Below are 13,862 nucleotides of genomic sequence, written 5' to 3'. Positions count from 1 at the left end.
ACCGACGCGCTCCCCTCGCTTGCCTCCCGGCACGAGGGGTTTTTTGTTGCACAGCAACCTCACAAACCCTGCCAAAACCCTCAGCTTCGAGAAGAGATGCAGATGACCGAGCAGGCCTCCGGGGCCCACCATCCGCAGCCGCGGGCCCGTAACGCCGGCGGACCGCAGCAGTCCGCCACCGTTGAGCACGTCACGGGCGCGCAGTCCCTCATCCGTGCGCTGGAGGAGGTCGGGGCCGACACCGTGTTCGGTATCCCCGGCGGTGCGATCCTGCCCGCGTACGACCCGATGATGGACTCCTCGAAGGTCCGGCACGTCCTGGTCCGCCACGAGCAGGGCGCCGGACACGCCGCCACGGGATACGCCCAGGCCACCGGCAAGGTCGGCGTGTGCATGGCCACGTCCGGGCCGGGCGCCACCAACCTCGTCACCCCGATCGCCGACGCCCACATGGACTCCGTCCCGCTGGTCGCGATCACCGGCCAGGTCTCGTCGAAGTCGATCGGCACGGACGCCTTCCAGGAGGCGGACATCTGCGGCATCACGATGCCGATCACCAAGCACAACTTCCTGGTCACCGACCCGGCCGAGATCCCCCGGACGATCGCCGAGGCGTTCCACATCGCCGCCACCGGCCGCCCCGGCCCGGTCCTGGTCGACATCGCCAAGGACGCCCTCCAGGCGCGGACCACGTTCAGCTGGCCGCCGCACACCGAACTGCCCGGCTACCGCCCGGTCACCAAACCGCACGCCAAGCAGATCCGCGAGGCCGCCCGGCTGATCGTCGAGTCCAAGCGCCCCGTCCTCTACGTCGGCGGCGGCGTCCTCAAGGCCGGTGCCACCGCCGAGCTGAAGGTTCTCGCCGAACTGACCGGCGCGCCCGTCACCACCACCCTGATGGCACTGGGCGCCTTCCCCGACAGCCACCCCCAGCACGTCGGCATGCCCGGTATGCACGGCTCGGTCACCGCCGTCACCGCGCTGCAGAAGGCGGACCTGCTGATCACCCTCGGCGCCCGCTTCGACGACCGGGTCACCGGCAAGCTGGACTCCTTCGCCCCGTACGCCAAGGTCGTGCACGCCGACATCGACCCGGCGGAGATCGGCAAGAACCGTGCCGCCGACGTGCCGATCGTCGGTGACGCCCGCGAGGTGATCGCCGATCTGATCGTGGCCGTCCAGGCCGAGTACGACGCCGGCCACAAGGGCGACTACGGCTCCTGGTGGAAGGACCTCAACCGCTGGCGGGAGACCTACCCGCTGGGCTACGAACTCCCGGACGACGGCAGTCTCTCCCCGCAGCAGGTCATCGAGCGGATCGGCCGGCTCGCCCCCGACGGCACCATCTACGCCGCGGGCGTCGGCCAGCACCAGATGTGGGCCGCGCACTTCATCGACTACGAACAGCCCGCCACCTGGCTGAACTCCGGCGGCGCCGGCACGATGGGGTACGCGGTGCCCGCCGCGATGGGCGCCAAGGCCGGGATGCCGGACCGTACGGTCTGGGCGATCGACGGCGACGGCTGCTTCCAGATGACCAATCAGGAACTGGTCACCTGCGCCCTGAACAACATCCCGATCAAGGTCGCGATCATCAACAACGGCGCACTGGGCATGGTCCGCCAGTGGCAGACCCTCTTCTACAACCAGCGCTACTCCAACACCGTGCTGCACTCCGGCCCGGAGACGGCCGGCGCCGTGCCCGACGACGGCTCCGCCGAGGGCCCGAGCCGGGGCACCCGCGTCCCCGACTTCGTCAAACTCGCCGAGGCGATGGGCTGTGTCGCGATGCGCTGCGAGGACCCGTCCGAACTGGACAAGGTCATCGCGGAGGCCAACGCCATCAACGACCGCCCGGTCGTGGTGGACTTCATCGTCCACGAGGATCACCAGGTGTGGCCGATGGTCGCCGCCGGCACCTCCAACGACGAGGTCATGGCCGCCCGGGGCGTGCGTCCCGACTTCGGCGACGGCGAAGACGACTGAGCCCAGGACGACCCGGACGCACCGAAGAAGAGAGAAGACGACGCCCATGTCCAAGCACACGCTCTCCGTCCTGGTGGAGAACACCCCCGGCATCCTCGCCCGGATCGCCGCGCTGTTCTCCCGCCGCGGCTTCAACATCGACTCGCTCGCGGTCGGGGTCACCGAGCACCCCGAGATCTCCCGGATCACCATCGTGGTGAGCGTGGAGTCGCTGCCCCTGGAGCAGGTCACCAAGCAGCTCAACAAGCTCGTCAACGTCCTGAAGATCGTCGAGCTGGAGCCGGCCGCCACGATCCAGCGCCGACTGGTCCTGGTCAAAGTCCGCGCGGACAACGAGACCCGCTCGCAGATCGTCGAGATCGTCCAGCTCTTCCGCGCCAAGACCGTGGACGTCTCCCCGGAGGCGGTCACCATCGAGGCCACCGGATCCACCGAGAAGCTGGAGGCCATGCTCAAGATGCTGGAGCCGTTCGGCATCAAGGAGTTGGTGCAGTCCGGCAGTATCGCCATAGGGCGTGGCGCCCGGTCCATCACCGACCGCTCGCTGCGTGCCCTGGACCGTACGGCCTGACCCGCAGGGTCCGCACCGTACAAGCCGGTCCGCCGCGTTCACCGCGCCCGCCGCGACCGAACGGACCGTATGGCGAGACCCACCGACCATCCCACCCACGCCCGACGTACTGTGTGGGCACCCCGCTAGAACCAAGGAGATACCCGAAGTGGCCGAGCTGTTCTACGACGCCGACGCCGACCTGTCCATCATCCAGCACCGCAAGGTCGCGGTCATCGGTTACGGAAGCCAGGGCCACGCCCATGCGCTGTCCCTGCGCGACTCGGGCGTCGACGTGCGCGTCGGTCTGCACGAGGGCTCCAAGTCGAAGACGAAGGCCGAGGAGCAGGGCCTGCGCGTGGTGACCCCCGCCGAGGCCGCGGCCGAGGCCGACGTCATCATGATCCTGGTGCCGGACCCGATCCAGGGCAAGGTCTACGAGGAGTCCATCGCCCCGCACCTGAAGGACGGCGACGCGCTGTTCTTCGGCCACGGCTTCAACATCCGCTTCGGCTTCATCAAGGCCCCGGCCGGTGTGGACGTCTGCATGGTCGCCCCCAAGGGCCCGGGCCACCTCGTGCGCCGCCAGTACGAGGAGGGCCGCGGTGTGCCGTGTATCGCCGCGGTCGAGCAGGACGCGTCCGGCAAGGCCTTCGAGCTGGCGCTCTCGTACGCCAAGGCCATCGGCGGCACCCGCGCCGGTGTCATCAAGACCACCTTCACCGAGGAGACCGAGACCGACCTGTTCGGTGAGCAGGCGGTGCTGTGCGGCGGCGCCTCGGCGCTGGTCAAGGCGGGCTTCGAGACGCTGGTCGAGGCCGGTTACCAGCCGGAGATCGCGTACTTCGAGTGCCTGCACGAGCTGAAGCTGATCGTGGACCTCATGTACGAGGGCGGCCTGGAGAAGATGCGCTGGTCGGTCTCCGAGACCGCCGAGTGGGGCGACTACGTCACCGGTCCGCGTATCGTCACCGACGCCACCAAGGCGGAGATGAAGAAGGTGCTCGCCGAGATCCAGGACGGCACCTTCGCCAAGAACTGGATGGCCGAGTACAACGCCGGTCTGCCGAAGTACAACGAGTACAAGAAGGCCGACGAGGGCCACACGCTGGAGACCACCGGCAAGAAGCTGCGCAAGCTGATGAGCTGGGTGGACGACGAGGCGTGAGCCGGGGGACGAGGGGGCCGCGGGCGACTCGCGGCCCCCTCGTCCGTACGCTTCTCCGCCCGTCCCGGCGACACGCCGCGGGCGGCGCTTTGGCCACCGCGGAGAACCCCGCACGGGTGATCCTTCCGCACCGGCACAGGACGCGGCGGCGGCCCCCACTACACTGCCCATCACAAGCGCGTTCAGGCTCACAATGTCGTGCGTCTTCCACGCGGCTTTCCCCCTTCACCGCCTTCGGCCGTCGGGACGGCCGTCCGCGAAGGACTAGTGAGGACTGAAGACCACGTGAGCTCGAAACCTGCCGTACTGATCGCCGAAGAGCTGTCGCCCGCGACCGTCGACGCCCTCGGCCCCGACTTCGACATCCGGCACTGCAACGGCGCGGACCGCACCGAGCTGCTGTCCGCCATCGTCGACGTCGACGCCATCCTCGTGCGCAGCGCGACGAAGGTGGACGCCGAGGCCATCGCCGCGGCCAAGAAGCTCAAGGTCGTCGCCCGTGCGGGAGTGGGCCTGGACAACGTCGACGTGGCCGCCGCCACCAAGGCCGGCGTGATGGTCGTCAACGCCCCGACCTCCAACATCGTCACCGCCGCCGAGCTGGCCTGCGGTCTGCTGGTCGCCACCGCCCGCAACATCCCGCAGGCCAACACCGCCCTGAAGAACGGCGAGTGGAAGCGCAGCAAGTACACCGGTGTCGAGCTCAGCGAGAAGACCCTCGGCGTGGTCGGCCTCGGCCGGATCGGCGTCCTGGTCGCCCAGCGGATGTCGGCGTTCGGGATGAAGGTCGTCGCCTACGACCCGTACGTCCAGCCGGCCCGCGCCGCGCAGATGGGCGTCAAGCTGCTGAGCCTGGACGAGCTGCTGGAGGTGTCGGACTTCATCACCGTCCACCTCCCCAAGACGCCGGAGACCGTCGGCCTGATCGGCGACGAGGCGCTGCACAAGGTGAAGCCGACCGTCCGGATCGTCAACGCCGCGCGCGGCGGCATCGTGGACGAGGGCGCGCTGGCCACCGCGCTCAAGGAGGGCCGGGTGGCCGGCGCGGGCCTGGACGTCTACGCCGTCGAACCCTGCACCGACTCCCCGCTCTTCGAGTTCGACCAGGTCGTCTGCACCCCGCACCTGGGCGCCTCGACCGGTGAGGCGCAGGAGAAGGCCGGCATCGCGGTCGCCAAGTCCGTCCGTCTCGCGCTCGCCGGTGAACTGGTGCCGGACGCGGTCAACGTCCAGGGCGGAGTGATCGCCGAGGACGTCAAGCCGGGCCTGCCGCTCGCCGAGCGCCTCGGCCGGATCTTCACCGCGCTCGCCGGCGAGGTCGCCCTCCGCCTCGATGTCGAGGTGTACGGCGAGATCACCCAGCACGATGTCAAGGTGCTCGAACTCTCCGCGCTCAAGGGCGTCTTCGAGGACGTCGTGGCCGAGACGGTCTCCTACGTCAACGCCCCGCTCTTCGCGCAGGAGCGCGGCGTCGAGGTGCGGCTGACGACCAGCAGCGAGTCGCCCGAGCACCGCAACGTGGTGACCGTACGCGGCACCCTGGCGGGCGGCGAGGAGGTGTCGATCTCCGGCACGCTCGCCGGCCACAAGAACGTCCAGAAGGTCGTGGCGGTCGGCGACCACTCCGTCGACCTCGCGCTCGCCGACCACATGGCGTTCCTCCGCTACACCGACCGGCCCGGTGTCGTCGGCACCGTCGGCCGGATCCTGGGCGAGGCGGGCATCAACATCGGCGGAATGCAGGTCTCCCGGGCCGACGTCGGCGGCGAGGCACTGGTCGTGCTGACCGTCGACGACACCATCCCGGCGAACGTCCTCAACGAGATCTCCGACGCGATCGGCGCGACCTCGGTACGCGCGGTGAACCTCGGCTGACGGCTGTCCTTCGCAGGTCAACGGGCCCGGACCCGCTTCGGCGGCGTCCGGGCCCCGCTGCGTCCGGCTGCCCGTACGCGCCCATCCGCCCGCCCCGCGCTTGCGCGCGCCCGCCCGGCGGCGCGCAATGGGAACGGGCACCACGCGCCCGCCCGGCCGGCGCGGGCGGTAAGGAGAACGGACGCCATGACCGCACCCCGGAGCGACGCCCCGCAGCGCCTGACCGGCCTGCGGGTGGTCGACGTGCACGGCGCGAAGGTGGGCACGGTCCAGCAGGTCTACCGGGACGACGCCACCAACGCCCCCGAGTGGATCACCGTGCGCACCGGGCTCTTCGGGCTGACGGAGGTCTTCGTCCCGCTCGCCGGGGCCCGCCGCACCGGCGACGCCCTGCACGTCCCGTACACCAAGCACGCCATCAGGTCCGCCCCGCCGATCGACACCCCCGACCACCTCGACCCCTCCGCGGAGACCCGCCTCTACCGCCACTACGGGATCCTCCGGCCGGGAGCCCCCGGCCCCGTCTGAAGGCCCGGGCCCGGCCGCGCTGCGACGGGTCACCTCGGGCGAGGCCCCGGGGACGGACCGACCGGCTCCGCGGCGGGGGGCAGCACATGGTCACCGGCCCGGTCGGTGCTCAGGCACAGCGAGCAGATCACCGCGTCATGGGTCCGGCAGGCGGTCAGGTCCGGGCGCTCGAAGGCCTGCCGGCAGACATGGCAGGTGTAGCCGGTCGCGCTGGGGTTGCCGTCCGCGTCCAGCAGCGGCTCCGCGATCCCGTCGTCGGTACGCCGCAGGTAGTACCGGCCCTTGGTGGCCACCGCCGTCAGCGGTGTCAGGACGAAGGCGATCAGCGCCGCCGCGACCGGTGAGTACGGCTGGAGGGCGTCGCCCAAGGCGTGGAAGTACATCGCGATGGACAGCCCGGAGGCGGCGGTGAACGCCACCACGCCCACCGGGTTGACCGCGTACAGCATCCCCCGGCGGAACTCGGGGGCGTGCGGGGACAGCTTCAGCAGGTACTTGTTGACGAGGATGTCGGTGGCGACGGTGACGATCCAGGCGATGGCGCAGTTGGAGTAGAAGCCCAGGACCGTGTTGAGGAAGCTGAACATGTCGGCCTCCATCAGCACCAGCGCGCACGCCAGGTTGGCCAGCACGAACACCATCCGGCCCGGATAGCGCTTGGTGACCCGGGTGAAGGAGTTCGTCCACGCCAGCGAACCGGAGTAGGCGTTGGTGACGTTGATCTTGATCTGGCTGATCACGACCAGCACCACGGCGAGCGGGACCACCAGCCACGACGGCAGCATCGCGGCGAACGCTCCGGTGAACTGCCGGATCGGCTCGGTGGCCGCGGCCGGCCCCGCTTCCGCCAGGACGTAGACGGCCAGGAAGAGGCCGATGGCCTGCTTCAGCGCACCCAGCACCACCCAGCCGGGCCCGGCCATCACCACCGCCGTCCACCAACTGCGCTTGTTCGCCTCGGTCTTGGGCGGCATGAAGCGCAGATAGTCGATCTGCTCCCCGATCTGCGCGATCAGCGACAGACAGACGCCCGCGCCGAGCAGCACCGACGCCGCGTTCACCCCGCCCTGGCCGTCGCCGCCCGCATACGACACAAAGCGGTGCACCGATCCCGGGTCGGTGGCGACCAGATACACCAGCGGTCCCACCATCAGCAGCAGCCACACCGGGGTCGTCCAGACCTGCAGCTTGCTGAGCGCCTTCATCCCGTGGACGACCAGCGGGATCACCATCAGCGTCGAGACCAGATAGCCCAGCCACAACGGCAGCCCGAGGCCCAGCCGCAGCCCCTGCGCCATGATCGAACCTTCGAGGGCGAAGAAGATGAAGGTGAAGCTGGCGAAGATGACGCTGGTGAGCACCGAACCGTAGTACCCGAAGCCGGAACCGCGGGTGATCAGGTCGAGGTCGATGTTGTAGCGCGCGCCGTAGTAGGCGAGGGGGAAGCCGGTGACGAAGATGACCACGGCCGCGACGAGGATCGCGGCCAGCGCGTTCCCGGTGCCGTGGGCCAGGCCGATCCCCGCGCCGATCGAGAAGTCCGCCATGTACGCGATCCCGCCGAGCGCGGTGGTCGCCACGACCATCGGTGTCCAGCGCCGGTAACTCCGCGGCGCGAACCGGAGGGTGTAGTCCTCGGTCGTCTCCCGGACCGCCTGCCCGGCGCTCCGTTCCTCCGTACCGGCCTCTGCCGCAACGGCCTCGGTCATGCACGCCTCCTCGGCGCCGGGTGCTCTCGTCACGGCCGGACGTTAGGAAGCGGGTGTTTCCGCTGGGCACTCCGCAGGTGAACCGGCTGTTTCCGGAGGCCGTGCGGCGTGCCGGACGGGCGCCGGCCGACGGAGATCTCGTGCGCCGACGGGCCCGGGCACGTGCGCCCATGGACCCAGAGAGAAGCATTTCACCCGTCCTCCGTCTCCGCCGCTTACCTTCCGGGTGTTCCGTTCCGCGCACCGCAGTTGAGGAGGCCCAGCGACAGAGCACATCCGCGCCCGGCTATGTCCCGATGACCCTGGTCACTCCGGACGGCCGCCATGCGTCGGTGGTGACCAACGCGCAGCTGGAGTCCCCGAAGCTGACCGAGGTACCCGACTCGGCGCTGTGCGAGAAGTCCGCTGAGGACACGCTCTAGCCGGTACGGGCACCCCACGGCCCTGTAGGATCCGCGATTTCGTCAGCACTGGCTCCCGCGGGCGGTGGAACTGGAGCTCCGTGAAAGACGTTCAGGTAGGCATGCGGATCTCTCTAAGACGTGTTGCGGGGGTCGTCGCCGGCATAGCGGTGGCGTGCGGCGGGGTCTCGGCGTGCGGGGCGGCCTCAGGCGGTGAGGGCGGCCGGAGCGGGGGTGCTACGGCATCCGCTTCCCCCGCGAAGAAGGGGCCGGGGGGTCCGGGAGGCAGACTGTTCGATGGGATCTGGACCTTCGACGAAAGCACGCTCACGGTGGACGGACAAGAGGTGCACGGGCCCGAGAAAGCCAGTCCGTGGATCGAGTTCCGTGACGACGGGACGGTTGCAGGGGATTACGGCTGCACGCCGTTTCGAGCGAAAGCCGAACTTGAGGCAACCACGCTGACGTTGGGTGAAGACGTTCCGGCACCGGCCCCTCCATCGGAGACGCCTGATTGGCCCGAGGAGACGACCACATGCCCGAAGCCGGCACAGCAGAAGAGCCCGGAACTGTCGGATTTCGAGGCGAAGGTCAAGAAGTTCTTCCACCGAGGCCCACTGAAGATCGGCGAGCGGAAACTGCGGCAGCAACCTGGAGGTGGGCCTCCCGGCTCGTTGCCGCAACTGCGGAACGAGCACGGTGACGTAGCCACCCTGACCATGGTCAGGTCCCCGGGCCTCTTCGACACCGAGTTCCAACTGGGCGCGTGGATGGAGTACGACCACACCGAAACGTTCCGGTCCGCCAAGGACACCTCCATTGTGTTCCATCGTGACGGCACCGTCACCGGCAAGCTCGGCTGCAACGACTTCACCGCAAGGGTCTTCTTCAACGGCTCCCACCTCTTCTTCCGCGACGCCCGACTCACCACCCACCGCACCTGCGCAGAACAGAACACGAGAGACGAGGAATTTGTCCTCGGAATGCTGAAGCGTTCATTGAACTACCGCTATGTCGGTGACAGTGGCGGGATCTACATGAGGGACGACGTCGGCGACGAGCATCGGGCGACAGGTTTTCAGTTCAGGTCCGTCACAGATCAGTAGGCCACAACCGCCCCCACACGCCGGGCCGGCTGCGCGGGAAGGGACCACGCAGCAGGGCCGCCGGTGGAGGCAGGAACTGACGACCTTCATTGCTGACGAAGTCGCGGGTCCTGGAGCGCCTGCAGCCGGGCCGCCTTGAGCGCCATATGCAGCAGCAACCGGTGCCCGCCGTCGTCCAGGTCGAGGCCCGTCAGTTTCTCCACCCGGCCCAGGCGGTAGTAGAGGGTCTGGCGATGGATGCCCAGTTCCTGGGCGGTGCGGCCGGCCTGGCCGGCGCAGTCGAGGAACACCTCGGCGGTGCGGGCGAGTTCGGCGTGAGAGGGTGCCAGCAGAGGGCCGATGGCCGGGTCCGGGCCGGTGGCGGGCAGGGCGGTCAGCAGGCGGTACGAGCCGATGGCGTCCCACTGGGCGACCGGGCCGAGCCGGGGTTCGGCGCGGGCCGCGCGGGCCGCGTCCAGGGCCTCCCGCCAGGTGTCCGGCAGATCCGTCAACTCCCTTGTGCCGATGCCGATTCCGGCCGCGGGGTGGGGCGGCCCGAGGTGGCCGGAAATGGCCGTGCGAGGCTGCGGGAGGTGGTCGTTGGCGGCCGGTGCGGCGCCCGCGCGCGGTGAGCGCAGGAGATGTTCGGCCACAGTACGGGCCGGGGTGAGCGCACCGGTCGAGCGCAGCCGTACCAGCGCCGCCAGGGCGTGCCCGGCCGCCGCGCCGCGCGGCCGGCCGGCGGTCCGCAGCGGACACGCCGCGAGCAGCCCCGGCAGGTTCGGCAGCGGCGCGGTGCCGGTGTCCGTGGGCTCCCAGGGCACCACCGCGACCAGGGTGAGCGGTACGCCCGGGGTGAAGCGCAGGGTGTCCCGCAGCGCGTCGCGCAGCGCGGTCGCCGCGGCCGGCCGTCCGGAGGGCCCGGAGGTCAGCAACTCGTGCAGCAGATCGCCGAGTTCGGAGCCGGTGCGGGCCTCGTCGGCCAGGAGGGCGCCGATCCGGGCGGCGGTCTCCATCGCCTGGGTGATCCGCGGGTCGGGCGGGGCTCCGTGGCCGCCCAGCGCCAGGTCGGACAGGCGGCCGTCGTCCAGCACCCAGACGTAGCCGTGCACGATGCTCCGATGGCGTACCGGCAGACAGATCCGGCCGCGGAAGACTCCGGCCGCCGGATCCGGCGGTATGCGCAGCGGCGTCCGGGCGCGGGCGATGCCGAACGCCTCGAACCAGGCCCGAACCGCCGCGGAGGAGCGCCGCTGGAGGATCGAACGGGTCCGTACCGGGTCCATGACCTCGTCGTCCTCACCTTCGTGCGCACCGAAGGCGATCAGCCCGAAGTCCCGGTCCTCCAGCGTCGCCGGGGCACCGAGCGCCGCCGAGATCTCGTCCACGAGTTGCTGGTAGTCGCCTCGCATCCGTCACTCCGTCCTCTCCTGCCGCAGTGGTTGCCCTCACTCACCATTCTCATACATCTGTCTGAGATCCCGACCACGAAGGCGTGACAGCTGTCGATGGCCGGGAACTGGCGAGATCCTTACATTTCAGGTGGCTCAACCTCGCCGATGTATCCGCGTCATTCGGCGTCCCCAGGCCTTTGTCACCCTGAAACGTGGAGGTGCCCCATGCTGGGTCCCGTGCTTCTCGCCGCAGCGCGCAGCGACAGCATCCGCCGCATCGTCGCGGCCGCTCCGGTCACTCGCCCGGTGGTGGACCGGTTCGTCGCCGGTGAGCGTCTGGACGAGGCCATGGCCGCCGTGCGGGCCCTGGCCGCGCGAGGCCTGGAGATCACGCTCGACCACCTCGGCGAGGACATCACCGACCCGGCGGAGGCGCTGCGCAACCGCGACGCCTACCTCCAGCTGGCCGACGCCCTCAAGGCGCAGGGACTCGGCGCCAGGGCCGAGATGTCGGTCAAACTGTCCGCCTTCGGCCAGGCGCTGTCCGGCGGTCACGAACTGGCGCTGAAGAACGTCACCCCGGTGGTCGAGGCCGCCGCCGAGGCCGGCACGACCGTGACCCTCGACATGGAGGACCACACCACGGTCGACTCCACCCTCGCGATCCTGGCCGAGCTGCGCGAGCGCTTCCCCCAGACGGGCGCGGTGCTCCAGTCCTACCTCTTCCGCACCGAGGACGACTGCCACGCGCTCGCCGGGGCAGGCTCCCGGGTGCGACTGGTGAAGGGCGCGTACAAGGAGCCCGCCGCGGTCGCGTACCAGGACAAGCAGGACGTCGACAAGGCCTATGTGCGCTGCCTGAAGATCCTGATGGCCGGGCAGGGCTACCCCATGGTCGGGTCGCACGACCCGCGGATGGTGGCCATCGCCCAGGACCTGGCCCACCGCAACGGCCGTAAGGCGGCGGACTACGAATTCCAGATGCTCTACGGCATCCGCGAGGTGGAGCAGCAGAGGCTGGTCACCGAGGGCGAGCGCATGCGGGTGTACGTGCCGTACGGCACGGACTGGTACGGATACTTCATGCGCCGCCTCGCCGAGCGCCCCGCGAACCTCGGGTTCTTCCTGCGGTCGCTCGCGACCCGAGGATGACAGTGATGAGCAAGCGGCTCCTGCCCTGAGCCCCGGGCCTCGGGCTTCGGCCCCGCCCCCAACGCCCCCTGTACGTACGAACCGACGATCGAAGGAGACGGCCACGATGGACGCCGTAACCCAGGTCCCCGTGCCGGCCAACGAGCCGGTCCACACCTACGCCCCCGGCAGCCCGGAGCGTTCCCGTCTGGAGGCCAAGCTCAAGGAGCTGGCCGGCAACCCGATCGACCTGCCGATGACCATCGGCGGGGAGCGGCGGATGGGTGGCGGCGAGCGCTTCGACGTCGTGCAGCCCCACCACCACGCGGCCCGGCTCGGCACGTACGCCAACGCGACCGTCCAGGACGCCCAGGACGCCGTGGACGCCGCGCTGGCCGCCGCCCCGGCCTGGCGCGCGCTGTCCTTCGACGACCGCGCCGCGATCATCCTCAAGGCCGCCGACCTGCTCTCCGGTCCCTGGCGGGAGACGATGGCCGCCGCGACCATGCTCGGCCAGTCCAAGACCGCCCAGCAGGCGGAGATCGACACCCCCTGCGAGCTGATCGACTTCTGGCGCTTCAACGTGCACTTCGCGCGCCAGATCCTGGCCGAGCAGCCCCCGGTGAACTCCCCGGGCGTCTGGAACCGCTCGGACCACCGCCCGCTGGAGGGCTTCGTCTACGCGATCACGCCGTTCAACTTCACCGCGATCGCCGGCAACCTGCCGACCGCCCCTGCCCTGATGGGCAACGTGGTCGTCTGGAAGCCGTCGCCGACCCAGACCTTCGCCGCGGTCCTGCTCATGCAGCTGCTGGAGGAGGCCGGGCTGCCCAAGGGCGTGATCAACCTGGTCACCGGTGACGGCAAGGACGTCTCCGAGGTGGCGCTGAACCACCCCGACCTGGCGGGCATCCACTTCACCGGTTCGACCAGGACCTTCCAGTACCTGTGGAAGACCGTCGGCAGCAACATCGAGAAGTTCAAGACCTACCCGCGGCTGGTGGGCGAGACCGGCGGCAAGGACTTCATCGTCGCCCACCCCACGGCCGACCGCGCCGTGCTGAAGACCGCCATGACCCGTGGCGCCTTCGAGTTCCAGGGCCAGAAGTGTTCCGCGGCCTCCCGCGCCTACGTCCCGGCCTCCCTCTGGAACTCCGGCTTCAAGGAGGAGTTCGCCGCCGAGGTCGAGTCGCTCACGATGGGTGACGTCACCGACCTCGCGAACTTCATGGGTGCCGTCATCGACGACCGGGCCTTCGCCAAGAACAAGGCGGCGATCGACCGCGCCAAGGCCGACCCGACCGTCGAGGTCGTGGCCGGCGGCACCTACGACGACAGCGAGGGCTACTTCGTCCGCCCGACGGTCCTGGTCTCCACCGACCCGGAGAACGAGATCTTCAAGGACGAGTACTTCGGCCCGATCCTGGGTGTGTACGTCTACGACGACGCCGACTACGACGCCATGCTCACCCAGATGGAGTCCGCCTCGGCCTACGGCCTGACCGGCTGCGTCATCGCCCAGGACCGCGCGGCGGCCGCCGTCACCTGCGAGAAGCTGCGCTTCGCGGCCGGCAACTTCTACATCAACGACAAGCCGACCGGTGCCGTCGTCGGCCAGCAGCCCTTCGGCGGCGGCCGCGCGTCCGGTACCAACGACAAGGCCGGCGCCAAGCAGAACCTGATGCGCTGGACCTCCACCCGCTCCATCAAGGAGACCCTGGTCCCGCCGACCGACTACCGCTACCCGCACATGGGCTGATACCCGCACATGGGCTGATACCCGCGGACGGGCTGACGCCCGCGCGGACGACGACGGCCCGGCACCCCGCCGTTCGGGGTGCCGGGCCGCCGCCATGGCAGGCGGCGTTGCCGGACCACGGGTAGCTTCCGTCTCAGATAGTAGGAAGGCCAAGTAATTGTGCAGACATCACGGCGCGGCTGTCCTAACTTTGTAGAAGCCGAACCCAGCGCTCCATCGAGCGAGAGCGGGTGCGGCCCGGTACACGAGGGCAGGTGACCCCTGCCGCGCCGAGGC

General features: G+C 69.8%; 11 protein-coding genes. 9 read left to right on the top strand and 2 right to left on the bottom strand.

Translation table 11 applies throughout. The features are described 5' to 3' along the window. Window positions 1–102: 102 nt before the first annotated feature. The 5 genes from ACFY12_RS00955 to ACFY12_RS00935 all read left to right on the top strand — a co-directional run bounded on the left by ACFY12_RS00955 (window position 103) and on the right by ACFY12_RS00935 (window position 6,107). Window positions 103–1,986 carry an acetolactate synthase large subunit gene (locus tag ACFY12_RS00955; RefSeq protein ID WP_390713558.1) on the top strand — a complete coding sequence of 628 codons (1,884 nt, stop codon included), beginning with the start codon at window positions 103–105 and terminating at the stop codon, window positions 1,984–1,986. Between the two features lie 46 nt (window positions 1,987–2,032). Beyond that, window positions 2,033–2,557: an acetolactate synthase small subunit gene (ilvN, locus tag ACFY12_RS00950; protein ID WP_390713557.1), complete on the top strand. Its 525-nt coding sequence runs from the start codon at window positions 2,033–2,035 to the stop codon at window positions 2,555–2,557. Between the two features lie 148 nt (window positions 2,558–2,705). After that, window positions 2,706–3,704, top strand: a complete 999-nt coding sequence (gene ilvC, locus ACFY12_RS00945) for a ketol-acid reductoisomerase (RefSeq protein ID WP_390713556.1) — start codon at window positions 2,706–2,708, stop codon at window positions 3,702–3,704. 285 nt (window positions 3,705–3,989) lie between these two features. Further along, on the top strand, window positions 3,990–5,579 hold the full coding sequence (serA, locus tag ACFY12_RS00940) for a phosphoglycerate dehydrogenase (RefSeq protein WP_390713555.1): 1,590 nt from the start codon (window positions 3,990–3,992) through the stop codon (window positions 5,577–5,579). Window positions 5,580–5,765: 186 nt separating this feature from the next. After that, on the top strand, window positions 5,766–6,107 hold the full coding sequence (locus ACFY12_RS00935; protein WP_390713554.1) for a PRC-barrel domain-containing protein: 342 nt from the start codon (window positions 5,766–5,768) through the stop codon (window positions 6,105–6,107). A gap of 29 nt (window positions 6,108–6,136) precedes the next feature. Here ACFY12_RS00935 and ACFY12_RS00930 read toward each other — a convergent pair whose 3' ends face one another. Beyond that, complete coding sequence (locus tag ACFY12_RS00930) at window positions 6,137–7,816, bottom strand: purine-cytosine permease family protein (protein WP_390714329.1); 1,680 nt, start codon at window positions 7,814–7,816, stop codon at window positions 6,137–6,139. A gap of 296 nt (window positions 7,817–8,112) precedes the next feature. On the opposite strand from ACFY12_RS00930, the gene ACFY12_RS00925 reads away from it, so the two are divergent. Beyond that, window positions 8,113–8,238: a hypothetical protein gene (locus tag ACFY12_RS00925; RefSeq protein WP_390713553.1), complete on the top strand. Its 126-nt coding sequence runs from the start codon at window positions 8,113–8,115 to the stop codon at window positions 8,236–8,238. A gap of 80 nt (window positions 8,239–8,318) precedes the next feature. Beyond that, a complete protein-coding gene (locus ACFY12_RS00920; protein WP_390713552.1) occupies window positions 8,319–9,323 on the top strand; it encodes an META domain-containing protein in 1,005 nt (334 codons plus the stop codon). Window positions 9,324–9,409: 86 nt separating this feature from the next. On the opposite strand, the gene ACFY12_RS00915 is transcribed toward ACFY12_RS00920, so the two are convergent. Next, window positions 9,410–10,714 (bottom strand): PucR family transcriptional regulator, encoded by a 1,305-nt coding sequence (locus ACFY12_RS00915; protein ID WP_390713551.1) that lies wholly within the window; start codon window positions 10,712–10,714, stop codon window positions 9,410–9,412. Between the two features lie 207 nt (window positions 10,715–10,921). Here ACFY12_RS00915 and ACFY12_RS00910 point away from each other — a divergent pair, with 207 nt between their 5' ends. Both ACFY12_RS00910 and pruA read left to right on the top strand, forming a co-directional pair. Further along, entirely contained in the window at window positions 10,922–11,848 is a 927-nt protein-coding gene (locus ACFY12_RS00910; RefSeq protein ID WP_390713550.1) for a proline dehydrogenase family protein, read from the top strand. 106 nt (window positions 11,849–11,954) lie between these two features. Next, window positions 11,955–13,586 (top strand): L-glutamate gamma-semialdehyde dehydrogenase, encoded by a 1,632-nt coding sequence (gene pruA, locus ACFY12_RS00905; protein ID WP_390713549.1) that lies wholly within the window; start codon window positions 11,955–11,957, stop codon window positions 13,584–13,586. The last annotated feature ends 276 nt before the right edge of the window (window positions 13,587–13,862 follow it).

The sequence above is a fragment of the Streptomyces sp. NPDC001339 genome (assembly GCF_042895955.1).
Classification (GTDB): domain Bacteria; phylum Actinomycetota; class Actinomycetes; order Streptomycetales; family Streptomycetaceae; genus Streptomyces.
The sequence above is the reverse complement of the archived record's forward strand: the minus strand, read 5'-3'. Positions and strand labels throughout refer to the sequence as shown.